Here is a 26,911-nt window from a genome sequence, read left to right as displayed (position 1 = left end):
CTCTTAACAACAAAAAAAGAGCATCCCGCCAGATCCAAAATCTGTTGGGATACCCTTTGTTTCAACCTGTTGTCTTTACTTGGTTAACGCCGTATTTCCTTCCTTTCTCCGAAACCGTTTCATCACGACAGATACGGTATCAATAAGGGCGATGACCACAATAATGTAAATGAGGCCGTCCCTGGATCGATCCCAAATTAACTTTACGGTCTCATACGATCCATCTCCCGTTGTTACAAGTCCTGATTGAACGAGCTGATCCATGAATATCGGATTCCAAATCGTCATATCGGAGAACAGGATCACCGCAACGATAACGGAAGCAATGTTAAATATAACATGCATGACGGCAAGCTGCGGCGTCCACTTTCTTGTGATTAATTTCCTGGCTTCATTGAATATGCTGAAGGCGGTAAGAAGCCATATCAGCGGCAAATACTTGGCAAAAGCAGCCTGTTCAAACACCGGAATGGCGATCGAGTGTTCAGCAAATCGATGAACACCGATCAAGTTAATGGAAAACGTGTTAATGGAAAACGTGAACAGGACAAAGAACAGCACGGAAAAGAGGATGCCGAGCACCGGCTCGCTCGGTTTAATCCGGCTGGCTGGTTCTGGAATTGCAGGCAATTCCGAGGGTTTCCATGGATCATTGGAGACTTGGCGAGCCCCGCGGTATTCGATAAAGGCAAAAATAACGGTTACCCAGGCAAATCCGTGGATTCCTACGCTAAGCAGCGAGACAAGGTATTCCAGCAGCTTCTCGGCAGTGGGTTCCGTGCTTATAAAGAAATCAACGATGTAGACGATCCCAAGAGCAACGGCTATCGAATACAGAACAATCCTTAGGACGGACCAATAGCTGTCAATCAAACCAGGACCAATGAGATACCTTTCCCTTCCTCTGTATCTGGCTGCCATTTCCCCGGGGGGGCCGAGCTCAAGCAGCACCTGCTCCACTTCTTCCAAACTAGCGGTCTCCCTGTCGGCTCCCCGGTCTTCCAGCATGTCTTCGACGAGTCCTTGAAGCTCCTTCTCAATATCCGCCCGCTGCGATTCGGGCAGCTTCTGGGTCACCGCATAAATATACCTGTTAATCAGATCCATCACTTTAGTCCCCCTTGTCATTTATAAGTCCCTCCAGACTTGTCATCATATCTTTCCATTCATGGTAGAGCTGCCGATATATATCCTTGCCTGTCTGACTTATGATGTAATATTTCCTCGGCCGGGCTTCATTTGTATCCCACTCGCTGTTAAGCAAGCCTTGTTTCTCCAACCGTCGCAGCAACGGGTAGAGCGTACCCGCTTCCACGTTGATCCCCCTCTCCTGCAATATGGTCACTAATGAATAACCATACTGCGGCTCGGACAACTGGCTGAGAACACCAAGGATGATCGTACCTCGCCGAAGCTCCTGCACCATACTGTTTAAAATGTCCTGATCCTCTGGCATATCATCATCTCCTGGAAAAGATTATACTGTATGTCACACACTAATGTAAATAAGACATTAATGATCATTTAAAATTATTTTAGATGGCCTTATGTTAACTACTGCCAAGTTTGATGACTTACCAAATCCGGCCAATTGCTTGTACGCAAAAAAAGGTTATCCTACAGCCGTGACGGACCGTAAGATAACCTTCTCTATTTATGCTCAACCCATTACAGGGATACTGTGGATGTTCACGTCAGGGAACCTGGTATACCAACATTATCGTTCATTGGCAGTTACATGTTCATCTTGCCTACCTTATCTCGATTTTCTGGGAAATCCGTTCTGATACTGTGTCGGAATTGCCGTCTCCTTCTGCAGGACAGCTGCAGCCTCCAATGCCCAGTAAGGGTTCCGAAGCATTCCTCTTCCAACGGCAACGAGATCTGCTTCTTCATTGCCAACGACCGCATTCGCCAGTGCAGGTTCATCCAGACGGCCAACAGCTATGACCGGTACTTGCAGCGCTTCTTTAATTTGTCTGGCTAGCGGAACTTGGTATGCCACATGTGTGCCCGGTCTGCCTTCAGCAGCAATCGGTCCCTCGCCGCCTGCGCTGATATGGAACATGTCGACACCGGCAGCCTGATATTCTTTGGCGAAAGCGATGCTCTCCTGAATGCCGTAACCGCCTGTCACGTATTCTCTTGCAGAGATTCGCATGATTAATGGCATATCTTCCGGCATTTCACTTTTTGCGGCTTGAATGACTTCTTTACCAAACTTCGTTAAATCCTGGCCATACTCATCTTTTCTTTGGTTCGTTAACGGGGAGTGGAACTGATGAATCAGATAACCATGTGCACCATGCAGCTCAATTGCATCAAATCCCGCCTTCACCGCACGGCGTACAGCCAGACGGAACTTCTCCACCATCTGCTGAACTTCTTCAGTTGAAAGAGCTCTGGGCGTTTTGGAATTCTCGTCAAACGGAATAGCCGATGGAGCCACAGGTGTCTCCGCATCCTCTGCTTTCCGGCCGGCATGTGCAATTTGGATCGCTGCCTTCGCACCATGCTGGTGAACAGCATCAACGATGCGAGCCAAAGCCGGGATATGATCATCCGACCATAAACCGAGGTCATAATCGGAAATCCGTCCATCCGGTTCGACGTCCGTCATTTCAACGATAACAAGTCCCGCTCCGCCAATCGCACGGCTGGTATAGTGCAAGTAATGCCAATCCGTCGCGATTCCGTCCTTGTTTGTTACGGAGTATTGGCACATCGGCGGCATGACCACCCGATTTTTCAATTCTAAAGATTTCAGTTTGTATGGGCTGAATAAATGTTCCATTGTAACACGCTCCTTCTATTCAAAAAGATTGATTCGCAAACTTATTAATGCATGCGCATGCATCTAAAATAACAAAATAAGAACCATCCGTCAATAAGGAGACTGAAAAATGGTCACGCCTGCACCTGTTTTAATACATCCTGAAGTCCATGCTTCAGCTTAGGCGCAGAGAATTGCTGCTCCAATACCCCTTGGACAGTAGCTTTCGCTTTTTGCAGCTTCTCTTCACCGATATGAGTTAGCGATGTATAGATCCCTCTTCTGTCATCCTCGCAGATGGCTCTCTGCATCGCACCGCAGCTTTTGGCTTCAAAACGGCTGACGAGTCTCGATATCGCACTTTGACTAAGGCCCACCATGGTTTGCAGCTGCTGAAGGCGCAGTTTTTTCTCAGGCGACTCCGATAGAAATAACAGCACATAAAATTCATTCAACGTTAAATCATGCTTTTGCTGCAAGGTTTGTTCCAGCTCATGGGTAATCATCGCCTGAACCTGCGTTAAAGATAGCCAACTGGTTATAAGAGTATGCGTTTGTTCTGTTGACATAAGGTCTCCACCTGTTCTAGGTATATTTCCATCAGATGATCCACTCTGCCACCATCCAACGGCTCACTATTAGTTATTAATAATAACAACTCCCCCTTTGGGACGTCAAACCTATCATTCGTTAAATCGTTCCGCCAACAACCAACATGCCAGTCTATAACCCTCAAGAGAGAGCTTCAACTGACACGCTGTAACGGACTTTTTTCTCTAAAAGAGACTAAACAATCTCCTGCGGTTCCTTATCCAACAGTCCCAGCATTTGAAGGCCGTGCTTGATCCCGTCCTGAGCAACATCCCGGGTCACGTATCTTGCTGCCTGTTTTACAATCTCCGGCGCATTCCCCATTGCTACACCGTGACCCACGTACGACAGCATCTCCAGATCATTCAGATAATCGCCAAAGGCGATAGTATCCTCTAATTGGATACCAAGCATATCAATCAATGGTTTGATTCCTTGGGCTTTTGAACCTCCCGCAGGAAGAACATCGATTCCATAAGGCCCCCAACGCACAAAATCAAACTGTCCCTCGAAACTTTTCGCATAAGCCGATTCCTCTTCCTCCGTACAGAAGACAATGGCCTGATAAATATCTCTGCCCAGATAATATTCCGGATCATATTCCGGGATTGTAAGTTTGAGCTCTCCCCAGCTGGAATCGATATGAACATGCTCGGTTACGTTCATCTTCATCGCTTCGCTGCCGGCATAGATAATCGGATGGTCAAGAAGAACAGCCTGTTCCGTAAGCTGCTGCAAGGAATCCTGCGCTAATGGATTGCCGTAGATCGGTTTGCCTTCATGCACCACATACTGGCCATTCAAACAGACATACGAATCGATACCCAGTTCCTCACGCAGTTCTTCAAAATGATACGGAGCACGCCCTGTTGCAATGGCAACGATGTGTCCGGCTTCCTGTAGTTGGCGAATGGACTCCCGTGTCGTTGCAGGTACCTTCTTCTCATGATCCAGCAGGGTTCCATCAATATCAAAAAAAATCATTCTCTTCATCAATAATGCTCGCCTCTCTTCCGTATACTCAAGCTTGTAACTACATTGTAAATGATGAAAAGCATTTCAGAGCAAGCATTTTTTTAGCTTATCCTCCGGGTATTTGTGTTTCATTCGTCAGCCAAGATTTTCTTATGCAGCGTACAAAAAAAGCCCGCGTGTTAAGGCGGACTTTCCTTATGGCTTTAATTTGCTTCCGAGTGAACCTCTTCCAGCATTTTATCATTGAATCCGAACATCCAGGTCAGTACAAATGCAATCGCCATCGCCGTTACATTGCACAAAATGTAAAGTGGAAGCTGGCTGTTCAAGTATAACAGCGTGCCCGGGATAACGGTAATTGCCATGCCTGTGGCCTCAAGCTGAAAGATGGAAGCCATGAAACCGCCCACACCGCCACCGATCAAGCCGATAACAAACGGTCTGACGTAACGGAGGTTGACCCCGAAGATTGCAGGTTCGGAGATTCCCAGCAAGGCCGAGAATGCGGATGGCAGGGATAATGCCTTGAGCTTTTTATTTCTCGTTTTGAGTCCGACAGCCAGACAAGCTGCACCTTGAGCTGCCATCGCACTGGTCACGATCGCATTAAACGGATTGCTTCCTGTCTTCTCAAGCAGCTGAATTTCCAGGAAGTTGAATATATGATGCACGCCGGTAACCACAATAATCTGGTTGAAGAAACCGATGACCAGACCCGCGATACCGAACGGCAGCTCCAGCAAGAAGGTTGTTGCGTTCAGCACGACCTCTTCCAGGGAATGGAATACGGGACCGATCGCGAACAGGCCAAGCGTAATCATAACAAGCAAGGTTAAAAATGGCGTAACGATCAGATCGATGGCGTCAGGAATGCGTTTTCGCAAAAATCTCTCGAATTTCGCGCCCAGCAGTCCAATGAAGAATGCCGGCAGGACCGAGCCCTGATACCCGACGACCGGAATGAAATCAAAGATCATGAGTGCCTCAGCCGAACCGTTGGCGACGCTGTACGCATTGGGAAGAGCCGGGTTAACCAGCATCAATCCCAGGACGATACCGAGCACGGGGCTTCCTCCGAACACTCTGAATGCGGACCATGCCACCAAGGCTGGCAAAAAAGCGAAAGCCGTATCCGTCAGTACCTGGGTGAAGAGCAGGAAATTAGCCGAGATATCATCCGGTGTCGCACCGAACCAGGCAAGCACGGTATCCTGGGTCAGCAAGCCCCGTAATCCCATGAACAAGCCAGTGGCGACCAGTACAGGGATAATCGGCACAAACACGTCACCGAATGTGCGAATCGCCCGCTGAAACGGATTCCCCGACTTTTTCGCCTGAGATTTCAATTCTTCCTTGCTTGTGCTCTCCATTCCAAGGGATTCGACCGCTTCAAAAATCTGATTGACGGTTCCTGTTCCGAAAATGACCTGGTATTGCCCGGAGTTGAAAAAAGCTCCCTTAACCTTATCGATCTGCTCAACCTTCTTCTGGTCAATCTTCTTCTGATCATAAACCATGATTCTCAGTCTGGTTGCACAATGGGCAAAGGAAGCGATGTTCTCCCTGCCGCCAATGGCTTCCACTACCTGCCTTGCGATTTCCCGATTATCCGCTGCCATGTTCATACATCCCCTTCTTTATCTTTTACGGCTTCGGTCAGATCCCATTTCGCGACCTTCAAGCCGGCACTGCCGTTCTGTACAAAAAATCGAATATTTCGGCTCTCGCACTTCGGAAAAATCCGGCTTGTAAACACCTCTTCGCCATCGTTGATGAACAGCTCGACCGAAGAGATGTCCACAAACAGATGAAATTTGATCGAATTTCTTTCGGTTGGCAGCTTACAGGATCGAACCGTTCCGTAATCACTGACAATCGATGCTCCCGAAGAAGAGCGATCCAGCGTAACCTTCCGTTTGCCGGATTCATATCGAATAACGGTTCGTTCCCCTTCGCCAGCCCGAAATTCAATGCCAACAACGTCCGCTTCGATGGCTTGGAACTCGCATATCATCTCGAATGCGGTCCCTTGCACCCCCTTGTAACTCTTCACTTCGCTGTGAAGCGTATCCGCTGCCTCTGCGACCTTGTCGCGGAGCACCTGAAGCTCGGGGACCGGCTGTTGATTCAACCTGCCTTCACGGAACGTAAGCATACGAGGAAGCGTCAAACAATGGGCCCAGCCATGCGAGTCGGTGGGATACCCGATATCCGGCAAACCCATCCAGCCCACCATGATGCGCCGGTCTTTCTCATCCAGCATGGTCTGCGGCGCGTAGAAATCAAAACCTCTGTCCAGCTCGCAAAAGGAGCCGTGATCCAACTCCAGCGTATCCCTCTTCAGCGGTTTACCTGAAATATAGCCGGATTGATATATGTTTTGAAAATGGTCATCCTCCGGAAGCAGCCCTTGTGGTGAAAACAGCAGCACCCCTTGGCCTTCCAGTTCAAAATAGTCAGGGCATTCCCACATATAGCCGAAATGCTCAAGACGGGTTTGAATCTCCCCTTTGAATTCCCAAGACAGCAAATCCGAAGATTCGTAGATGACTGCCGAACCGGTCTGATCAACCCTTTGGGCGCCGATGACGAACCGGTATTTGTCTTGGTCTTTCCATACTTTCGGATCCCGGAAGTGTTCGGTATATCCGTCCGGCACATGATCGATCAGCGGCTTATCAAGCTTCGTGATCGATCCGTCGCGGTCCATCACAGCCATGCATTGATAAGATTGCCTGTTCCATTCCTCGTCCCGGGCATTCCCGGTATATAACAGATACAGTTTGTTGTCTTTCACGATCCCGCTGCCTGAATATGCGCCATAAGCATCAAACAGCTGCCCTGGTTCAATGGCGATGCCTTTGTTATGCCAATGCACCAGATCCTTCGAGGAAGTATGATACCAATATTTCAAGCCATGAAACGTCCCCAAAGGAAACCATTGATAAAACAAGTGATATTCCCCGTTATAATAAGAAAATCCGTTGGGATCATTCATCAACCCCATGACGGGCTGTATGTGAAACGTCTGTCTCCATTCGCTTCGTCTCGCCTGCCTCCTTAATGAAGCAATCTCTTCGGGAGAAGCCTGATCCAGGCGGCGGTATTTCAGTTCTCTGTCCATATCTCTTCTCCTTATAAATGGGCTAACTAAAGAATCAAACAGACGTGCTGCACGTGTACGTGAACAAAACCAATCATAGTGGAACCGGTTCCAATCAAGTGTAAAAATAATGAACTCAGTTCCAATACAAGCAGCAAACGCCCGATTTGGAACCGGTTCCGTTTTTTAGTATAAAATAACTAATTCAGATTGTCAACGCTTTCCCGATGAATCATCTCGCAATTCATGACCGTCAGGAGATCCGCAGGCTCGTCGTTGACCAGCTTGATAATATGCTGTGCAGCGAGGTGCCCCGCTTGAAAATATCCATATTTAACCGTGGTCAATCCGGGGTGAATCACCTCGGTTACATCGTATCCGCCAAATCCGGTAACGGAGAGTTCGCTGGGAATTTGAATGCCCTTCATATGCGCAGCTTTCATCACGCCAAGCGCGATGTTGTCCGTGGCGCAGACCACCGCCGTTGGCAGCGTTCGATTAGATTGGAAAATCGTCAACGCGGTCTGAACGCCATCTGACATTTTAAATCCACTTTCATAGAGATCGAGATTCACTTCCACACCAACATGCTCGCTCACCGCTTTCAGAAACCCTTCCTTTCGTTTGACCCCAACCGCAACGTCTTTTTCCGTAACACCAATATAAGCTATGTTACGATGTCCCTTGGACAGTACATAACGCCCCATGTCATAGCCTGCGGCATAGTCGTTATAAATCATGCTGTGAACATCCTTGTGCTGTTGTCCGAGCAGAAGAACGGGAATGCCGATCTCTTTAATCGCGGCAAGATGCGTCTCCGTCACCTGTGTGGCGAATAGAATGATCCCTGATATTTTTTGTCTGGCGAGGTCATACAGCGCCTCAATCTCTCGGGATAAATCCTGGCTTGCATTAATGATGAGAAGCTGATATCCGTGTTCCCTTAGTTCTTCGTCCATTCCGGCCACGGTCTGCGATGCGGAAAATGAGTCCAGACGCGGCATAATGGTGCCGATCATACTGGTTTTTTTCGCTTTTAAGCTCTGTGCAAAAGAATTCGGAATATAGCCGGTTTCCTGAATGACCTGCTCAATCTTTCGGCGTGTCGCATGGCTTACGGATCCTCCGTTTAAGAAACGGGAGACCGTGCTTTTGGCAACTCCGGCTTTGTGAGCGATATCGGCGATCGTGTTCTTCATTCACTGATCACCGGAGCCGCACAACAGGCTTTGATTCGTGTATGCATGAAGCTCTCCCCTTCGATTTCGCATTTCTCTAACTATACCATGACCTCCGGGCGTCCGTGAAATTGCAGGCCTAGGGCCTATCATTTTATAGACCATACCTCTCTAAGATCCAAACTTTGGCGTGGATAAAGCGATTCGAAGGGGATTATTCTTGGTTCCCCTTTACTTAACATGCAGATGGTCTATGGCTTTCCCCTTAGACTTGCACGGTTCGCTCAGCCGATTCTACGGTATGCTTCAGCAGCGTAGCAATCGTAACAGGACCCACGCCGGCAGGTACCGGCGTAATCGCGGAAGCAGCCTCCGCGCAAGCTTCATAATCGCAGTCACCGATATTCCCTTTGTTATAGCCTGCATCCAATACAACGGCCCCCGGCTTGATCCAGTTCCCTTGAATAAAATTGGGTTTGCCTACGGCAGCAACAACAATATCCGCCTGCGAGACAATATTGGCGAGATCCTTCGTTCTCGAATGACAGATCGTAACCGTAGCATTGCGATTCAGCAGCATCATCGATACCGGCTTGCCGAGAATCGGACTGCGTCCAACAATGACGGCATGTTTCCCTTCAATCGGCAGGTTGTAATAATCCATAATCGCAAGTATCGCCGCAGGCGTACAGGAAGGATATTCGGCAAAACCAAACGCATTTTGCGAGAACCCAAGCGTGGTGACCCCGTCCACATCTTTTTCAATACGGATGGTATCAAAAGCCGCTCGTTCATCGATATGATGGGGTACCGGATGCTGCAGCAGAATGCCGTGAACATTGGGATCCTCATTCAGCTCTTGAATGGCAGCCATCAGTTCCTCCGTTGTTGTCGACTCGTCTAGCACCACTTTTTTGGATATAATTCCAAGCCGCTCACAGGCATTTCCCTTCATTCGCACATAGGTTGCCGAAGCCGGATCTTCTCCTACCAATATCGTTGCCAGACATGGGGTTACCCCTTTCTCCTTAAGCTCCTGCACCTTCACGGCCAGCTTGGCCTTGATATCGTCGGATACCAGCTTTCCATCCAAAATCAAAGGTTCCTTACTCATTGCACATCCGCTCCTTCGCCATTGTTATTGTAATAAACATAAAGAGGCAAGGCGACATCTCTGTCTCCTTACCTCTTGCCCAGGCGTACGGCATATGATCCTATGTGCTCCCTCTTGGTGACCCAAGTTACGCCAGTAACACATAGATAACTTTTTTTAATATACCATGACTTTGGACTTCACGCTACCAGGATGATGCGCCTGTTCCAAATCGTAATCTTTTTGATTAAATTATTAAAAACACGTATGTTGCCGATTGTCCAAGCATAGAATGTGCTAAGAACATTTCGCTTCAGGAGGACTTGATGAAACATCCCGTTGTATTCAAAATGCTGCCCTTCATCCTGCCGCTTGTCTTCGTGATTCCGGTCTTAACGATATGGCTGCAAAATGGTTCTGGTTCCAGGCTCGTCGAAATCCTTGACATGCAGCAGGTCAAAACCATTTTTACTGGCATCTTCCTTGAGGCGCTACCTTTTGTTTTGCTAGGCGTGCTGCTCTCGTCACTTCTGCAAATGTTTGTAAAAGAGCAATGGGTGCGCCGTCTTATACCCAAAAATCCGCTCATCGGCGTCTTGTTTGCTTCCATGCTGGGCATCGTGCTTCCCATATGTGAATGCGGGATGATACCGGTCGTCCGAAGGTTGATGTTAAAAGGGATGCCTGCCTACATCGCTGTCACCTTTATCCTCAGCGGCCCCATACTGAATCCGGTCGTGTTCGCCGCAACCATCATGGCCTTCCGCTCGCATCCCGAAGTGGTGATCGGCCGGATGGGACTAGCATTGGCCGTTGCCGTGACGATAGGTTTAATCGTATATGTATTCTCCAAACATAATCCGCTCAAGCGATCCTTTCAGGAGTTTACCGAACAGGGCTCCGTCAATGGGGGACGGAAAATGCATGAGCACCCTAAAACATGGAGGAGCATGTTTGTTCACGCCGGAGACGAATTAATTGAAATGACCAAGTATCTGGTTCTTGGCGCGTTCTTGACCGCCTGTATCCAATCCTTCATTCCAAGGGATGAATTGTTGGCATTAGGAAACGGTCCTGCCGCCTCATATCTGTTCATGATGGGGTTTGCGTTTATATTGTCGCTCTGCTCGACTTCGGATGCCTTTGTCGCGTCTGCGTTCACGCACAGCTTTTCGGTCGGTCCACTGGTTTCCTTTCTTGTTCTCGGCCCGATGCTGGATTTCAAAAGCTTGCTTATGCTGTCCGCTACGTTCAAGACCAAATTCGTAATCGGTCTAAGCCTGCTGGTTATCACGCTGGTCTTTATCGGCTCTATAGCCGTTGATGCTCTGTTTCGAGGTTAGCTAATTGGGGAGGAGGCTGATGTAAACGATGATTTCCAGCTTGGCTATACGGGGCCATTATGTGCTTCGGTCGCTGCTCATTGCAGCTCTTGCCTTCTATATCATGCATCTGAATGCTACAGAGTCTCTTCATTATTACCTGGCTCCACACATGCAGACCCTGCTGCTGCTCTGTCCGGTCCCGCTTCTATTCATTGCATTCGGTATGCTGTGGCACGCTCTTGGGGGTGATACCGGAGAGGTGTGTGATTGCGAGCATCCCCTGCCTAACGGCTTTGTCAAAAACATGACCGTCTACGGGTTGTTCGCAGTACCGCTGCTGTTCGGCCAGCTTCTGCCGAATCAAGCTCTTGGAAGCGACATGGCTTCCAAAAAAGGCATGATCTACACCTATCCGAACCCGGATGTCCGCCGTAAGGCCGAGGACCAGAACGCCTCTGCAGCCTCTGAGACAAATAACCACTCTCTATCTGCTGATCAATCGGCGACCCAAGACGCCTCACAGCAGGAGCTGTTTATTGCCAAGGACATCTACAGCGTGGAATTCGCAGAGCTCGCCAAGCGTTTATATACGCTTTCCGTCATTTCGGTTGAACCTGACATTTTCTCGGAGACCGTCGGTGCCATCGATATGTATAAACAGCAGTTTCAAGGAAAATCCATTACAGTCCAAGGATTCGTCCATCGGGATAAACATATGTTAATAGACACGTTTGCCGTCAGCCGATTCCTTGTCATGTGCTGCACCGCTGACGCCATCCCGTTTGGCATTATTGTCCGCGGCGCGAATGCTTCGTCTTTTGACAATGACACATGGGTCCAGATCGATGGCACGATCCAGGTGAGTACCCTAAATGGTGAGGAAACTCTTCAAGTGCAAGCCGAAAGAATTCAACCGATTGAGCAGCCGGCATCCCCGTACATTTTTACAAATGCGGACTCCGTGGCGGAGTTTGATGAACTGTATTCCAATATTAAAGATACCGGGAGGTAAGGAACCGATGAGCAAAGTGCCTGTAATTATGATTAGCGGTTTTTTGGGAAGCGGCAAAACAACGCTGCTGCTCAGACTGCTGGATTATGCCGCCAAGCAGCAGTGGAAGACAGCCGTATTGATGAACGAGATGGGCGATCAGGACGTGGATGGGGCTATCGTATCCGGCGAAATGCCGGATCTTCCGATCGAGAAGCTGCTTGACGGCTGCATCTGCTGCACCAAACGAAGCGAGCTTGGGCAAGCTCTGAACACCCTGTTAGATCAGAAGCCTGATCTCATATTTATTGAGACCACCGGAGTCGCGAACCCTGAGCAGATTCTTGAGGATCTGCAGGATCCGTCCCTTGTGGATCGCATATCGATCCAGCGCAAAATCGCTTTGGCCGACGGCAGCAAATTTCTGGAATACAACAGCTTCTTCGCATCCAGCCGCGAACTGGTCCGTACCCTACGGGGACAAATCAGCTTCGCGGATACTATCATCCTTAACAAAGCGGGTGAATGCGAAGAGAAACATCTCAACAAGGTCATCACTTCCATACGAAAAATAAACACGGCCGCAAGCCTGTCCGTGACCGATTACAGCCTTATAGATGAGCTGGAAGTGTTTCGTGAATTCTCACGGCCAGCGGATGTTCTCACAGATCAAATTCAAGACACACCATGGAGTGAAGAGGCCCTCAAACATGAGCCTCATCCCCAGGGAGCCCCAATATTCGCGAATCACCGCCATCAACATGGAGTGGAGTCAGAGCAGACAAATCCCTCCTTCTCGGGTCTGGATACCTTAACGTTATCCGCGCCAACCCCTATCCCGCTTCGCATAAGCGTGATCGAAGCCTTTTTGACCGCGCGCAGGTCCAGCCTGATACGAGCCAAAGGCTATATTCAGCTCTCGACTGGCCCCACACTTGTTCAGTGGGCGGGTTCACAGCTGGAATGCCAACCAAGCACCCTGCGGCTGCAGCGCGGATATCTCACACTCATCGGCCATCGTCTGGATAAAACGCGCATCGTACAGGAATGGGAGGACTTACTGAGCGGCGTGGTGCAATAAAGTGAAAATCAAGTGGAAATAATCCCAAGAAATGTGAGTGCAACCGCGATGGGAGGAACGTTTCATACATGGAGCATCTTCCAGCAGGAAAAGGGGCATCTCACAAGATCTAAGATCTTATGAGACACCCCTTACGGTGAAACTGGTAGTTTAAACACATGCGTAATTCCGATAGAATCATAATTTAGTCCCGGGGATAATTCACTTCCATGATGTCCATAAATGAAATTTTAGTAACCTCACCATTATGTTTCATATGTACCTTCCCTGTTCGGGAGTCCATTTGATCGATTTGTCCGCGAACCGTCTCTTCCCATCCCCATACCGTTAATACAATCACAGATTCCTCTTGGTAAGCTTCTGTAAGTTGATTGCCGAGCTCTTCAAGTACAAACTCATCTCTAGTAGGTCTCTTTGGTACTTTTGCCTTGGCCATATCCTTGCCCTCCTGATTTATGTTGTTCATGCTGCAGCATTAAATTTCGAATGAACGATTTCTTTCATCAAAACGATGAATTGGGAATCTTCTTCCTATTATACATCAAAAACGATCCAGAATGCTCAGTCCATCCGTTATCTCAACGGATGATAGGCAGAACAAAAAAACAAGCCTTGATAATCAAATCAAGGCTTGTTTTTATGCGTAATCATTACGATTAATTTCAGTCAAAAAATATAGTCCTACATAAGGGACTCATTCTCTTCTAATACCATCCATGGCAGCGGATTGTTAAATGTTGACCATTCAAGCTGCATTTCCTCGTCCGTTAACAGACATCCATCCAGGTCCTGCTCGATTTGCTCCCGCTCCATCTGAATGCCAATCATCACGAGCTCGGTCATCCGATCTCCCCAGACGCCATCCCATTTTCTCCGGATATCCGGTTCGCTCTGAATCAGCTCCTGCTGCTCCTGCTCGGTTAATGCAGCGACCCAGTATCCTGCCGGTCCGAACTGAATGGAGGGACCCGCCTGACTTAAGCTTGCAGCCACATCCTCACGCACAGCCAGCCATGCGATTCCTTTGGCGCGTACGACCTCTTCGGGCCAATCCCCCATGAATTCGGCCAGCCGCTCGGGATGGAACGGTCTTCTTCTCCGGTAAACAAATGAGCTGATGCCGTATTCATCCGTTTCCGGCACATGCTCTTCCTTCTGAAGCTCCTGAATCCATCCGGGCGATTGACTCGCTTTTTCAAAATCAAAAAGCCCGGTGTTCAGGATTTTCGCAGGGGAAACCTGTCCGTTCACTGTACGAATGATGCTGGCACTTGGCTGAAGCTTGCGCAGTATGCCCTCGACCTTGGTCAATTCCTCTTCGCTTACCAGATCACATTTATTCAACAGCAGCACATCACACATCTCAATCTGATCAATCAACAGATCGACTACTTCCCGCGTATCCTCTTCGCCCAGCGCTTCCTTCCGATCGAGTAGGCTTTGGCCGGAAGAGAAGTCTTTCCAGAATCGGTTGGCGTCCACTACCGTTACCATGCAATCCAGCCTGGCGAGGTCAGACAATTGCACACCCGAGACCTCATCCGGATAGACAAAGGTCTGCGCCACAGGCACGGGCTCGCTTATTCCCGTTGATTCAATCAGAATGTAATCAAAGCGCTTCTCTTCCGCCAGCTTCTGTACTTCCTGCACCAGATCTTCCCGAAGCGTGCAGCAGATACAGCCGTTGGACATTTCGACCAGCTTCTCATCTGTGCGCGACAAGCTTCCCTCTCCTCGAACCAGATCTGCATCAATATTCACTTCACTCATGTCATTAACAATGACAGCTACCTTCAATCCCTCACGGTTATGCAATACATGATTAAGAACCGTTGTTTTCCCTGATCCGAGATAGCCGCTAAGTACAGTAACCGGTATTCTTGTATTATTCATTTATTGAACTCCCTCCATTCATTAATCGTAATTATTACGATTAATACGTTTTGATATTATATCTCCTCCGTTCAAATGTCAATCCTTCTGTACAAAAAAAACGCCTCAAGCAGTAAAAAACCTCCGGCGCCTTATGTACCGGAGGTTTATGCCATATTGCAGCGAGGCGCGAGTCATGATGTTGAGCTGCCCTCTATGATTTAACATGCTCTTTTGTCTGCTTATCGCAGAGTCAATCCTCTGCTGCTATTATTTATATTGAAGCCTATCATTCGTCTTTCCAGATGACCTGCTCGCCGTAATCTTTTCCCCAATCGTACATCAGTTTCAGGATCGGCATTAAGCTCTCCCCATAAGGCGTGAGTGAGTATTCGACTCTGGGCGGAACCTCGGGGTAAACCACTCGATGCACCAGCTGATCCTCTTCCAGCTCACGAAGCTGATTGGTCAGCATTTTTTGCGTGATATGAGGAATCATCCTGTTCAGCTCACCGAAGCGTTTGACGCCTTCCAAGCCAAGATGCCATAGAATGATCAGTTTCCATTTGCCACCGATGACCGCCAGGGTTAACTCCTTATGGCAGTTTATTTCTTTGAGATTAATCCGCTGCTTGACTTCACTAGCCATAATTAACACCCCTTCCTCCCTATAGTATACAACGGGCGCGGCCATATCATCAAAATGGAAAACCTCACATAATCAAGCTTCTATTCCAGATTGGCGTGCAGCCCAAACATATTGTCCGACTGCAGTTCCTTCTGTTCCATCAATCTGAGTATGACGGCATCCAGCACGATCAGCAAGGTCTGCTCAAATAAGGAAGCCATCGGTTGAACGGTTACGAGATTATCCTGATTCTGGTCTTTGGTTGCGCCTGGAAGCACAACAACCGTATCTGATAGTTTACCCAATCGGGATTCGGGCTTAATGGTTACAACCGCTAAGGCAGAACCGATGCTTTTGGCCTTCTGGGCCATGGCCACCAAGCTCTGCGTCTCGCCGGAGCCTGAACCGATCAGGAGCAGATCCCTCTCTCCAATAGCCGGAGTTACCGTATCACCCACAACATGGACCTTGTATCCCATCTGCATCAACCGCATGGCAAAAGATCGGATCATCAGACCGGATCTTCCGCCTCCCGCTACAAAGATAGACTCGGATCTCATAATTCGTTTGATCAATTCCTCAATCTGGGTACCATCGACCTTCTGTACAGATTCAGAGATCTCCCTGGCAATCACATCTGCATGCTGAAAAATCGGTTTATCCATCGTCCTTAAGCCTGCTTAACCCATTGCTGCATTTGGGCAGCAGCGGCTTTCTTATCCGATTGGCCCGTGATTCCACCGCCAACGATTACGAGATCGGGGTTCGCTTGGATCACCTCAGGCAGAGTCTCCAGCTTGATTCCTCCTGCAACGGCTGTCTTGGCATTTTTGACTACACGTTTGATCGCTGCCAATTCTTCGAAGGAGTTTTTGCCTTCCGCCTGATGGTCATAACCGGAATGCACGCAAATGTAATCCACACCGAATGCATCAATCTCCCGTGCTCTTCCCTCGATATCCTTCACATTAATCATGTCCACCATCACCTGTTTGCCTTGCTTCAGGGCTTCAGCCACGGCGCCTTTGATGGTAGAGTCATCGGATACACCCAATACCGTGATAATGTCCGCACCAGCCTCGGATGCCTTCATCACTTCATAACCGCCAGCATCCATAATTTTAAGGTCAGCGAGCACGCGCAGATGCGGAAATGCCTCCTTGATGGCTTTTACGGCGTGAAGGCCCTCGTTAATGACAACCGGTGTTCCAATCTCCACGATATCGATAAACTCGGCTACCTCGGCCACCACTTCCTTTGCTTCCGAAATATTCACCAGGTCTAATGCCAATTGAAGTTCCATATTGTTAATCTCTCCTTATGAGCGTATTGGTTAGCTGTTACACGCTCATTGTAGAGCCATTACTTTACTTTATGGAAGTACGTACTTATAAGTGAGATACTTACGGCGAAGTAAGTAATGTGGTGGGACAAGGGTTTGCAGGCTCTCATTTTCCGCGAAAATATTTTGGATAACATGCTAGCGCCCAGGTAAAAAACAATTAAGGTCATTTATTCACTTCAGTCTCACCAGCTGCTGTGGTTTAATATAGTTGTCCGGCCGGACTAAATGATCGGAAAGGAGGCTGAACGAATTGATTCAGAATATGGAGGTGGCATCTGCGTAAGCGGATGTCGCGTTAAGGGGAGTCCATCTTGGACTCCCCTTCATTTATCATCTGAATGTAAAGGGGGGGTTCCTTTTGACAAGCTTACGTCAAACCGGCGTTATCGTTATAACCGGTGTTATGGCTGCCGGTAAATCTACCATCGCGCAGCTGTTAGCCGAAAGATTCGATCGTGGAGTCCATCTGCGTGGTGATATGTTTCGAAAGATGATCGTCAAGGGCAGAGAAGAAATGCTGCCCGAGGCCTCCGCCGAAGCGGAGCGGCAGCTCGCGTTACGATATAAAATAACTGCCAACACGGCCAGAATGTACGTCGACGCCGGGTTTCATGTCGTTCTTCAGGATGTCATTCTGGGTCCGGCCCTGCAAGAAATAGTCGAATCGCTGGGAGAGCATCCCGTATACGTTGTCGTACTCAAGCCTTCCCAGGATGTCATTTGCACCCGGGAGCAGCATCGGGACAAAACAGGTTATGGGATATGGAGTATTGACGAACTGGACCGGCGGTTAACGGAAGAAACGCCGAGAATCGGCTTATGGCTGGATACCTCCCATCTTTCCGCTGAAGAAACAGTCGATGTAATCTGGAAGCGTATATGGGATGAAGGAAAGATCGCACCGTTGGGAAGACCAATCCAATAGCAACATCATGAATACGGTTCTTGGTAAAAAACAATTAAGGTCATTTATTCGCTTCAGTCTCACCAGCTGCTGTGGTTTAATATAGTTGTCCGGCCGGACTAAATGATCGGAAAGGAGGCTGAACGAATTGATTCAGAATATGGAGGTGGCATCTGCGTAAGCGGATGTCGCGTTAAGGGGAGTCCATCTTGGACTCCCCTTCATTCATTTTATTCATAAATAACGGCTTTGATTTCGTCACTATCGATGTTGTTTTTATCATACCAGTAGAAGCCCGTATCAATCTGCGGTTCTACCTTCTCTCCTTTGATAGCGGCAACAGCCGCTTTCACCGTCTCATATCCGATGCCGACCGGGTTTTGCGTGATGGCTCCCGCCATCGTTCCGTTCTTGATGGCATCGATCTGCGCTTTTCCGGAATCGAAGCCGACCACCACGATCTGGCCTTCCTTCTTCATCTCCGTTACCGCATTAATGACACCGACCGCAGATCCTTCATTCGCCCCGAAAATCCCTTTCAAATCCGGGTGTGCCTGCATCATCGCTTTGGCAAGGTCCGTGGATTTCAGATGATCTCCGCCCCCATATTGGATATCAACGATCTCAATATTCGGATACTTGTCTTCGATCTGCTTCTTGAAGCCGTCGCGGCGGCTTACGCCCGTGACACTTGTCTGGTCATGGACCACCATTGCGATTTTGCCTTCATTCCCGATGAGCTCCGCCATCTTATCCGCTGCAAGAGCAGATGCTGCCAAATTGTCTGTTGAAGCAGTTGTTACCGGAATGTCGCTTTCCACGCCGGAATCAAAGGCGATCACCGGAATATTGTTCTCCTGGGCTTTTTTCAGATAAGGGATCGAAGCCTGACTATCCAGTGCAGCGAACCCGATCGCGCTTGGTTTCTTGTCCAGTGCAGCCTGCAGCATTTCGATCTGCTTATCCACCTGGGATTCCGTTTCCGGTCCTTCAAAGGTAATCCGTACGCCCAGCTCCTGCCCAGCCTGCTCAGCTCCAGCTTTCACCGCCTGCCAGAATTGATGCTGAAAGCCCTTGGAAATGATCGGGATATAGATTTCACCTTCGGCACCGGTGCCTGAGCTTGAACCGCCTTCACTTGGACTATCGGTACCTGTCGCTGTACTGCCTGATCCGCCGCAAGCAGCCAGCAAGCCAGCAGTCACCATGAGAATCAGAGCCAATACGAAAAGCTTTTTCATAATCTCAATCTCTCCTTATGTTTCAGTAATGTACATCTATAGAACTCCATTCCGGAAGTTTCTACACAACCAATCTGCTTCTGATCGAGCTTAATTCCGTCATTGAAACGCTTGAAACGCTTCACGCTTTACGTCTGCGAAGAATATCCGCATACACCGCAAGAATGATAACGAACCCGACCACAACGGTCTGCCACTCCTGAGGCACAGACAGAATGCGCAATCCATTCGTCAGCACACTCATGATCAGAGCACCGATGACCGTTCCGATAATGGTGCCCTTCCCTCCGCTGAGTGAAGTTCCCCCAATCACCACCGCTGCGATAGCTTCCAGTTCATACCCGGCACCCAGCGCCGGATTGGCCGAATTCAATCTCGATGCCATCATGACGCCGGCCAGGCCGGTAAAGGCGCCGGTTAAGGTGTAGATTACGATTTTCCAGAAGCTTACATTAACGCCCGACAATCGGGTCGCCTCTTCGTTGCTGCCAAGCGCAAAGTTATATCGGCCGATAATGGTCTTCGATAGGATAAGATATCCGACAATAGCGGCAACAAAGAAAATGACCACTGCATTCGGAATATCGAGTCCCGGTATCAACCAGCCCAACACGCTGCCTTGGGAGACCTCTGCAAAACTCTCGGCGTCGTTGAAATATACCGGCTTCGCCCCTGAGATGATTAACGCCAGCCCTTTGGCTATCATCATCATCGCCAGCGTGGCGATAAAAGGCGGGATCTTCATCTTCGCAACCGCCGTTCCGGACAGAAGTCCGCATAAAGCGCCCGTCAATATGCCTCCAAGGATACCAACAGGAACCGGCAAACCCCAGAACGTAATGCATACCCCTGTCATAACGCCGCTGAGTGTCATGACCGTACCAACCGATAAATCAATGCCTCCCGTAATAATGACAAAGGTTGAACCCAGAGCCAGCACGCCGATCACGGCAGTGGAGAGAAGAATCCCCACGATATTGGAGAACTGAAAAAAATTGCTGGATGAAATCGTGAAGAAAACAATGAGAACGACCAAACTTGCAAGCGCCAGCACTTGCTGAAGCGCACCTGACTTGATTTGAATGTTCATCTACTAATTCCTCCTGACGTGTATGGATAACGGCTTACATTCTCGCTGTTGCCAGATGCATAATGATTTCTTGGGTAGCCTCTTCATGATCCAGTTCGCCTGTAATCCGGCCTTCACACATCACGAGAATCCGATGACTCATCCGCAGAATCTCAGGCAGTTCCGACGAGATCATGATGATTGATTTGCCCTGCGCCGCAAGTTCGTTCAGCAATCTGTAAATTTCGCTCTTCGCCCCCACGTCAATCCCGCGCGTAGGTTCATCGAAGATCAGAATATCGCAATCGCGCGTCAGCCATTTGCCAATGACCACTTTCTGCTGATTGCCGCCGGAGAGGAACTTTACCTCTTGGTCAACATGCGGCGTTTTGACCTTCAATCGTTCGACCATATCCTCCGCCTGCTTGCGAATCTTCTCCGTATTCATCCATCCGCCGGGACGGAGAAATTCAGGGTAGGAAGCAATGACCACATTGCTCTTCACATCCAGGTCAACAACGCATCCGTATCGCTTGCGGTCTTCGGATAAATACCCGATGCCTAGACGTACCGCGTCATGCGGGCCTCTCATCTTCACCCTGGAGCCATGGATGTATATCTCTCCGGATTGGATACGGTCCGCACCGAATATCGCTCGCGCAAGCTCGGTGCGCCCCGCACCCACCAGACCCGCAATGCCTAGAATCTCTCCTTTTCTCAGGGTGAAGCTAATATCTCTCAAGGCTCTGCCTTGATTCAGCCCCTTCACCTCCAATACCGTCTCGCGCTCGCCTGCCGCGGCTTCCGGCTTCGAGGTCTCGTAAATCTGCCGGCCAACCATCTTGGATATAATATCCTGGGTGGTGACTTCAGCCGTCAACACCGTATCGATGTACTGCCCGTCGCGCATCACCGTAATGCGATCCGTAATCCGCTTGATTTCGTCCATTCGATGCGAAATGTAAACGATTCCAACTCCGTCGGCGCGAAGCTGACGAATGATGCGGAACAAATCTTCGATCTCGGTCTCGCTTAAAGCTGCCGTCGGCTCATCCATAACCAGTACATCCGCGTTATAGGACAAGGCCTTGGCGATCTCCACCATCTGCTGCTTGGCTACCGTTAATTCCGATACCTGAACGGCTGGGTCCATATCAAGCCCCATTCGCTGGAACAATGCCTTCACCTGCCGGTGCAGCGCCTGATCATCCAGAAACAGACGGAGCCTTCGCCGTGGCTCACGACCGATGAATATATTCTGAGCAACCGTCAAGTCCGGCGCCAGGTTCAGTTCCTGATGAATCATGCTGATTCCGGCGTCTTGAGCCGCTTTCGGATTCGTTAACTCCACGGGTTTCCCCTGGTACGTAACTGTACCTTCATCCTTCTGGTACACGCCGGTCAAAATCTTCATCATGGTCGACTTGCCCGCACCATTCTCACCCATCAGCGCATGAACTTCGCCGCGCCGCAGCTCAAATTGGCAGTTGTTCAATGCCAGCACACCCGGAAATTCCTTCGTGATTCCTTCCATCTGCAGCAGCACTTCACTCAAAATCTCTCACCTCTCCAGCATCGATGCATTTATTCATCATTGTATAAGCCGGTAAGTTTCACGGGAATGGAATATTCTCTGTTCCATGTTGAATATTCTACGATCCATCCATAAGCTCAAAAAAAAGCTACTCTTCCACAAAGGGAAAGAGCAGCTTCTGATTTTCCTCGGTATACATATTGTCCTTGTTGATAATTACGGAGTCCGTATAAACATTAGGAGACACCTTATCCCCTTCGATAAGGGATACGGCTGTTTTTATCCCCAAATAGCCAATGCTGAACGGCTTCTGAACGATGGTAGATTGGAGAACTCCCTCTTCCAGCAGCTTCACTTCCTTGATCGAGCTGTCAAAACCAACGAGTTTCACCTTCCCGACCAGTCCCTGTTCTCCAATCGCCCTGCCCGCCCCAACCGTGGAAGGCTCATTCAATCCTACGATTCCATCCAAATCAGGCCGCTCCCGCAGGAGCTCCATCGTGATTTCATAGGCCCTCTCCTCCATGCCCTCACTGTAATAGGTGCCGACAATCTCAGTGCCTTCACGCTGCTCCAGTATACTTCGAACTCCTTGTTCCCGCTCGATCTGCGTTGAGGTGCCCTGAACGAAACTGACGATAGCGACCTTGGCATTTACCGGAAGCCGTTCAGCAAGCTCCACAGCAGCCTTTTGCCCCGCATTGAAATTGTCCGTAGCGATCAGGCTCTGTGCATAATCACCATTTACGGCAGAATCAATCATGATTAGCAGAATACCTGCTTTTCGAATCGACTCCACAGTGGGGACCAAGCGGTTATAATCGCCTGCGGCCATTACGATGGCATCCGGCTGCTGCTTAATGGCTTCCTGCAGCATTTGGATTTGCAGGTCAACCTGAATTTCACGAGGAGGTCCTACCACCGAAACGTCCACGCCGAATTCACGCGAAGCCGTGTTTACCCCTTCAATCAGCACCCTCCAGAATTCGATCTCTTCCACGGCTTTGACGCCGACAATGATCTTCTTGGGCCGGGGTTCATCTTTAGACCATTGAAGAATGGCATAACCCACTATCAAGGCAGGGATCAGCAGCATCACAATATAACGCATGCTCAAGTAGGACTTCAAGGCAGTTCCCCCTCCTTTTCCCGCCGTTCCTCCGCATGAATAGCCGGAATGAGCAGCTTTACGCACGTCCCCGCACCAGGCTCGCTTGTATAACTCAGGCCATAATCCGCACCGAAATATAACTGAATCCGCTGATGGACATTCGCAATCCCAACGCTATTCCTCGATTGGCTCCCACCACTGGACGTTAAGAGGGTCTCCACCTTGGCCTCATCCATTCCGATGCCGTCATCCATGACTTGAAATACGATCATATGGTCTTCATGCGCACCCGTGATGGTGATCGTTCCCGGGCCTTCCTTGTTCTTGATGCCATGATAGATAGCGTTTTCCACAAGCGGCTGTAGCAGTACTTTTAGCGTGAGATAAGAATAAAGCTCCGGATCCATATCGAGTGTATACCGGATTTTGTCCTGATATCGCATCTGCTGTATTTTTAAATAATTCGTAATATGTTCCATTTCCGTGGCAATCGGTATCAATTCCTTCCCCTTGCTTAGTGACGCCCGGAAGAGACGAGCTAAAGCCGATGTCATCAGAATAACCTCATCATGCTTCTTGCTCTCGGCCATCCATATGATGGAGTCGAGTGTATTGTACAGAAAATGGGGATTGATTTGGGCCTGAAGGGCATTCAATTCGCTTTTCCTCTTAAACTCCTGTTCAACCATAATCTGCCTCATCAATTCTTTGACCTTCGATACCATGACGTTGAAGCTGCGGGCCAGGCCGGAGATTTCTCTGGAGTGCCCGACAGGAACGCGGATATCGAAGTTCCCCTTCTCCACCTCCATCATTTTCTCCTGAAGCTTCTTGATAGGCCGGGTCAGGTTGCGGGAGATGACAACAGAGAACAGCACGCCTAACCCGAGGCATAACAATCCTGCTACGGCAAAAGAAAGCTGCATCTGCTTCTTATTATCCACCAGCTCATTCTCGTAAAAGACGCCGACGATTTTCCAGCCGAAATCCGTGTCCTTAATGCTATAAATCCGGCTTGCACCTTCCTCCTTCACAACAAATCCCCCTTGCTTGTCCTGAAGCACCTGTTCCAATCGCTCCGTCTTCAGATTGCTGTAGAGCAGTTGCTGCTGAGGGTGGTATACAATCCTCCCCTGGCTGTCAATCACAAACACATAACCCCGGTTGCCCAGATCGAGCTTGCTGAGCATGTCGTTGATGACCTTGAAATTGAGGTCAATCAGCAGGATTCCAAGCCCTTGGGTAGGGGTAATGCCGCTGAGCTCTCGGCTGAGCGATACAACCCAGCGGTATTCTCCCTTGATGACCGGCTGCACATGCGACGACGATATGACCGTCTGTCCCTTGTTTTCCTGTGCCTGCCGATACCAGGGCTGCTCGGAAACCTCAATATAAGGATTTAACTCTGCATTCGTCCGATCGGAAATGAAGGTCCCGCCCTCGCCGAAGATGTTGATCGAAGCAATATCCTTGCGCGAGACCCGGATGGAATGGAAATATTCCGATATTTTCGCTTTCAGTTGGGCTAATTCAGCCGGCTGCAATTCCTCGGAAGAGGCAAGATATTCCCTCACGTTCGGGTTGTTCATGGTCGCAAGCGAAATGTCCTTCATGCCCGTAATGTAGGTTTGGATGTTCGCATTCACTTGATTGATAAGCTCGGAGGTATAACTCTCCGCCGTTTCGCGAACAGCTGATTCGGATAACCGATAGGAGATAAAAATAAGCAATAGTGCCGTAAACAGCACCAGCATCACAAACGAGCTGGCAATGCGGGACTGAATGCTCTTGATCCGCTGCGAGGATTTCATGAGTTTGTTCCATCCATCGTCATTTTGTTCCGGTATTCCGTGGGGGTAACTCCGGTATGCTTCTTAAACAGCACGCTAAAATATTGAGGGTCCAGGTAGCCGGACCTTGCCGCAATTTCATAGGTTCTCATCGGAGAGTGCTTCAACAGCTCTTTGGCTTTCTCCATTCGAACTTCCGTTACATATTCAACGAAGGTCTTCCCCGTATGAGCCTTGAACAAGGAGCTGAAATAACTTGTGCTCATGAAGATTCGGCTGGATACCGACTTGATCGATAGCTGCGCAGCCTCATAATGTTGGTGAATGAAATTCACCGCTTCCAGCATCTGCGAACGCGTAATATCCTTCCTCGTCTTGGCCACGTCCCGTATAGCTTGCTCGCACACTTCTTGCAGCCAGCGCTCAATCTCATCGAGGGAACGAAATGAGTATAAATCGGATAGCAGCCTCTTTTCCTTGCCAACCCACTCATTCTCGTTGCTGCCGATTTCCGTTAGGGTCTGAAGTACGGCCAGCATGACCCGTACAATTCTCACATAACATAGCTCAATCGATATTGAAGCGCTTCCAATTTCGCTGATCAAACGCTTGATGCACGCCTCCACTTCATTCGCAGTTCCTGCACGGATTGCGGCTATAAGGGCTGCTTCATTTTCACTCCCGTCATGCAGCGGGCTGGTCTCCCGCTTTTCGAGATCCGTAATGCTGACCACCTGATCATGGCCCATCAGGAGCCGATATTCCAGCGCAGCCTCTGAGGCACGACAGGAATAACGTATCGCATGAAGCTGATAGCAGATCGTTCCTATTCCTAAGGTAACGGTGAATTTCATAAATCGTTTCGTAGACACGCGAATTTCCTCTGCCAGTTCTTGTGCCCTTGCGTACAGCTCTTCCTCGCCAAGACCGGACAGAATAGTCATGACTTTGTTCTCCTTATACCGAAAGACCGCTGCTCCCGGCTCCTCCGCTAATATCTCCTGAGTGATATTGTATAAGGCAAAAGCGTGCAGCTCATGATCCACATACCCTTCATCAGAACGGAGTTCATCCATATCCGCCAGCATGGCTATATAACACGGGCCATGGAGTGGAATTTCAAAATACGTCAGCTTGTTCTCAATCTCCGTGATTTTCATCGGAGATGTTGCCAGTCGCTCCAGGAAACGTTCCTTGAGGAGAACCAGGCTTTCGTTCAACTGCTGCCGGAGTTTTTTCAGGTGCTCTGCATGTCCGCGCTCTTCATCCATTTCCAGCTTCAGTTTATCCAGCAGTTCTCTTAACTCTGCGGATGTAACCGGTTTCAAAATAAAATCCGTCACCTGCAGCTTCACGGCCTGCTGGGCGTATTCAAAATCGTCAAACCCGGTCAAAATGATAATTTTGGTCTTGGGGTGCTGCTGCGTAATATGTCGGGATAATTCCAGACCATCCATATACGGCATATGAATATCCGTCAACACGACGTCCGGTTGAAGCCGGTTCACAGCTTCCAATGCATCACGGCCGTTCTCGCAATCTCCAATACATTCAAAGCCGTGCTCTGCCCACGGAATCCGGTTTCGAATTCCTTCCCTCACAATCGGTTCATCGTCCACAATAAGGATTGTATACAATCGAAGCCTCCCCCGTCCGAAGCAAATTCGCCTTTCTTTCACATTTCATGGATATGAGGAGAATATACAGGAAAAGCCCCTCGGCAGGCAACTGCCAAAGGGCTTCATACGTTAGCATTATTTGCGGGAGTTCATCCAGTTTATGAAGTTGTTCACCACGATATCGATGAAACCAATCGTCGGTTCATGGATCAGCTTACCGGTCTCATCCATCTTCTCATGTACCGCACCGATATATACCTCATTATTGGGAAGCAGCGGTGACGTAATGCCGACGGAAAAAAGGATATCCCGAAGATGCTCTTGAGCACGAACCGTGCCAAGCTGACCCATCGATGCCCCCATGATCCAGGACGGCTTCCCGTTCATGACCTTATCGACGCGGGATAACCAATCCAGTGCATTCTTAAGCACGCCAGGTATGGAGTAGTTGTACTCCGGCGTTATCCATAACACAGCATCAGCTGCTGCAATCCGCTCCTTGAAATCTTTGACCACCGCAGGCGGATCCAGCTCCACATCCTGATTGTAATGCGGCAGATCGCGAATGCCAACGATCTCGAATGTAATCTGATCCGCATAACGGAGCTTCAAATATTCTGCAAGCTTCATATTGTACGACTGTTTTCTGATGCTTCCTACCACAATTGCAACCTTCATGATACCCTCC

General features: G+C 49.1%; 25 protein-coding genes and 1 riboswitch. Of the genes, 4 read left to right on the top strand and 21 right to left on the bottom strand.

Going from position 1 to position 26,911, the window contains the following annotated elements; genetic code table 11:
• Positions 1-75: 75 nt before the first annotated feature.
• The 9 genes from WDY75_RS13375 to WDY75_RS13335 all read right to left on the bottom strand — a co-directional run bounded on the left by WDY75_RS13375 (position 76) and on the right by WDY75_RS13335 (position 9,734).
• Positions 76-1,128 (bottom strand): hypothetical protein, encoded by a 1,053-nt coding sequence (locus tag WDY75_RS13375; protein ID WP_231888183.1) that lies wholly within the window; start codon positions 1,126-1,128, stop codon positions 76-78.
• Positions 1,112-1,456 (bottom strand): PadR family transcriptional regulator, encoded by a 345-nt coding sequence (locus WDY75_RS13370; RefSeq protein ID WP_006210992.1) that lies wholly within the window; start codon positions 1,454-1,456, stop codon positions 1,112-1,114. The genes WDY75_RS13375 and WDY75_RS13370 overlap by 17 nt, the downstream gene beginning before the upstream one ends.
• A gap of 300 nt (positions 1,457-1,756) precedes the next feature.
• Positions 1,757-2,794 (bottom strand): NADH:flavin oxidoreductase/NADH oxidase, encoded by a 1,038-nt coding sequence (locus WDY75_RS13365; protein ID WP_006210993.1) that lies wholly within the window; start codon positions 2,792-2,794, stop codon positions 1,757-1,759.
• 113 nt (positions 2,795-2,907) lie between these two features.
• Positions 2,908-3,342, bottom strand: a complete 435-nt coding sequence (locus WDY75_RS13360) for a MarR family winged helix-turn-helix transcriptional regulator (protein WP_006210994.1) — start codon at positions 3,340-3,342, stop codon at positions 2,908-2,910.
• 217 nt (positions 3,343-3,559) lie between these two features.
• The gene (locus WDY75_RS13355; protein ID WP_036637137.1) at positions 3,560-4,360 is read right to left on the bottom strand and encodes a Cof-type HAD-IIB family hydrolase; all 801 of its coding nucleotides are present in this window, start codon (positions 4,358-4,360) and stop codon (positions 3,560-3,562) included.
• Positions 4,361-4,542: 182 nt separating this feature from the next.
• Positions 4,543-5,964, bottom strand: coding sequence for a sucrose-specific PTS transporter subunit IIBC (locus WDY75_RS13350; RefSeq protein ID WP_063479895.1), 1,422 nt, complete (start codon positions 5,962-5,964; stop codon positions 4,543-4,545).
• Entirely contained in the window at positions 5,961-7,463 is a 1,503-nt protein-coding gene (locus WDY75_RS13345; RefSeq protein WP_036637131.1) for a sucrose-6-phosphate hydrolase, read from the bottom strand. Before WDY75_RS13345 ends, WDY75_RS13350 begins: the two co-directional genes overlap by 4 nt.
• A 179-nt stretch (positions 7,464-7,642) precedes the next feature.
• Entirely contained in the window at positions 7,643-8,641 is a 999-nt protein-coding gene (locus tag WDY75_RS13340; protein ID WP_063479896.1) for a LacI family DNA-binding transcriptional regulator, read from the bottom strand.
• 244 nt (positions 8,642-8,885) lie between these two features.
• Positions 8,886-9,734, bottom strand: coding sequence for a bifunctional 5,10-methylenetetrahydrofolate dehydrogenase/5,10-methenyltetrahydrofolate cyclohydrolase (locus tag WDY75_RS13335; RefSeq protein WP_063479897.1), 849 nt, complete (start codon positions 9,732-9,734; stop codon positions 8,886-8,888).
• 70 nt (positions 9,735-9,804) lie between these two features.
• A riboswitch (ZMP/ZTP riboswitch) is annotated at positions 9,805-9,884 on the bottom strand.
• 155 nt (positions 9,885-10,039) lie between these two features.
• Between WDY75_RS13335 and WDY75_RS13330 the strand changes: the two genes are divergently transcribed.
• Genes WDY75_RS13330 through WDY75_RS13320 form a run of 3 tightly spaced genes read left to right on the top strand, consistent with a single transcriptional unit; the run spans position 10,040 to position 13,110 of the window.
• Positions 10,040-11,056, top strand: a complete 1,017-nt coding sequence (locus WDY75_RS13330; RefSeq protein WP_063479898.1) for a permease — start codon at positions 10,040-10,042, stop codon at positions 11,054-11,056.
• A 28-nt stretch (positions 11,057-11,084) separates the two neighbouring features.
• Positions 11,085-12,050: a TIGR03943 family putative permease subunit gene (locus tag WDY75_RS13325; RefSeq protein WP_063479899.1), complete on the top strand. Its 966-nt coding sequence runs from the start codon at positions 11,085-11,087 to the stop codon at positions 12,048-12,050.
• Positions 12,051-12,057: 7 nt separating this feature from the next.
• Entirely contained in the window at positions 12,058-13,110 is a 1,053-nt protein-coding gene (locus tag WDY75_RS13320; protein WP_063479900.1) for a CobW family GTP-binding protein, read from the top strand.
• A 184-nt stretch (positions 13,111-13,294) separates the two neighbouring features.
• Here the strand turns inward: WDY75_RS13320 and WDY75_RS13315 are convergent, their stop codons facing one another.
• From WDY75_RS13315 to hxlA, 5 genes are all read right to left on the bottom strand, one after another.
• Positions 13,295-13,546 carry a YolD-like family protein gene (locus tag WDY75_RS13315; protein WP_036637119.1) on the bottom strand — a complete coding sequence of 84 codons (252 nt, stop codon included), beginning with the start codon at positions 13,544-13,546 and terminating at the stop codon, positions 13,295-13,297.
• A 245-nt stretch (positions 13,547-13,791) separates the two neighbouring features.
• The gene (locus WDY75_RS13310; protein ID WP_036637117.1) at positions 13,792-15,003 is read right to left on the bottom strand and encodes a GTP-binding protein; all 1,212 of its coding nucleotides are present in this window, start codon (positions 15,001-15,003) and stop codon (positions 13,792-13,794) included.
• Positions 15,004-15,271: 268 nt separating this feature from the next.
• Positions 15,272-15,631, bottom strand: coding sequence for a helix-turn-helix domain-containing protein (locus WDY75_RS13305; protein ID WP_036637115.1), 360 nt, complete (start codon positions 15,629-15,631; stop codon positions 15,272-15,274).
• A gap of 80 nt (positions 15,632-15,711) precedes the next feature.
• Complete coding sequence (gene hxlB, locus WDY75_RS13300; RefSeq protein WP_063479901.1) at positions 15,712-16,275, bottom strand: 6-phospho-3-hexuloisomerase; 564 nt, start codon at positions 16,273-16,275, stop codon at positions 15,712-15,714.
• Positions 16,276-16,280: 5 nt separating this feature from the next.
• A complete protein-coding gene (gene hxlA, locus WDY75_RS13295; protein WP_006211004.1) occupies positions 16,281-16,913 on the bottom strand; it encodes a 3-hexulose-6-phosphate synthase in 633 nt (210 codons plus the stop codon).
• Between the two features lie 400 nt (positions 16,914-17,313).
• Between hxlA and WDY75_RS13290 the strand changes: the two genes are divergently transcribed.
• On the top strand, positions 17,314-17,880 hold the full coding sequence (locus WDY75_RS13290; protein WP_063479902.1) for an AAA family ATPase: 567 nt from the start codon (positions 17,314-17,316) through the stop codon (positions 17,878-17,880).
• A 209-nt stretch (positions 17,881-18,089) separates the two neighbouring features.
• Here the strand turns inward: WDY75_RS13290 and WDY75_RS13285 are convergent, their stop codons facing one another.
• From WDY75_RS13285 to WDY75_RS13255, 7 genes are all read right to left on the bottom strand, one after another.
• On the bottom strand, positions 18,090-19,100 hold the full coding sequence (locus WDY75_RS13285) for an ABC transporter substrate-binding protein (protein ID WP_063479903.1): 1,011 nt from the start codon (positions 19,098-19,100) through the stop codon (positions 18,090-18,092).
• 121 nt (positions 19,101-19,221) lie between these two features.
• Positions 19,222-20,190, bottom strand: a complete 969-nt coding sequence (locus WDY75_RS13280; protein WP_063479904.1) for an ABC transporter permease — start codon at positions 20,188-20,190, stop codon at positions 19,222-19,224.
• Between the two features lie 34 nt (positions 20,191-20,224).
• Positions 20,225-21,724 carry a sugar ABC transporter ATP-binding protein gene (locus WDY75_RS13275; protein WP_063479905.1) on the bottom strand — a complete coding sequence of 500 codons (1,500 nt, stop codon included), beginning with the start codon at positions 21,722-21,724 and terminating at the stop codon, positions 20,225-20,227.
• Positions 21,725-21,851: 127 nt separating this feature from the next.
• On the bottom strand, positions 21,852-22,832 hold the full coding sequence (locus WDY75_RS13270) for a substrate-binding domain-containing protein (RefSeq protein WP_063479906.1): 981 nt from the start codon (positions 22,830-22,832) through the stop codon (positions 21,852-21,854).
• The gene (locus WDY75_RS13265) at positions 22,829-24,625 is read right to left on the bottom strand and encodes a sensor histidine kinase (protein WP_063479907.1); all 1,797 of its coding nucleotides are present in this window, start codon (positions 24,623-24,625) and stop codon (positions 22,829-22,831) included. Before WDY75_RS13265 ends, WDY75_RS13270 begins: the two co-directional genes overlap by 4 nt.
• The gene (locus tag WDY75_RS13260) at positions 24,622-26,241 is read right to left on the bottom strand and encodes a response regulator (RefSeq protein WP_063479908.1); all 1,620 of its coding nucleotides are present in this window, start codon (positions 26,239-26,241) and stop codon (positions 24,622-24,624) included. The genes WDY75_RS13265 and WDY75_RS13260 overlap by 4 nt, the downstream gene beginning before the upstream one ends.
• Positions 26,242-26,358: 117 nt before the next feature.
• On the bottom strand, positions 26,359-26,901 hold the full coding sequence (locus WDY75_RS13255; RefSeq protein WP_063479909.1) for an NADPH-dependent FMN reductase: 543 nt from the start codon (positions 26,899-26,901) through the stop codon (positions 26,359-26,361).
• Between the last annotated feature and the right edge of the window lie 10 nt (positions 26,902-26,911).

The sequence above is a fragment of the Paenibacillus glucanolyticus genome (genome assembly GCF_037333485.1).
Classification (GTDB): Bacteria; Bacillota; Bacilli; order Paenibacillales; family Paenibacillaceae; genus Paenibacillus_AQ; species Paenibacillus_AQ glucanolyticus.
This window is presented reverse-complemented; position numbering and strand designations above follow the sequence as displayed.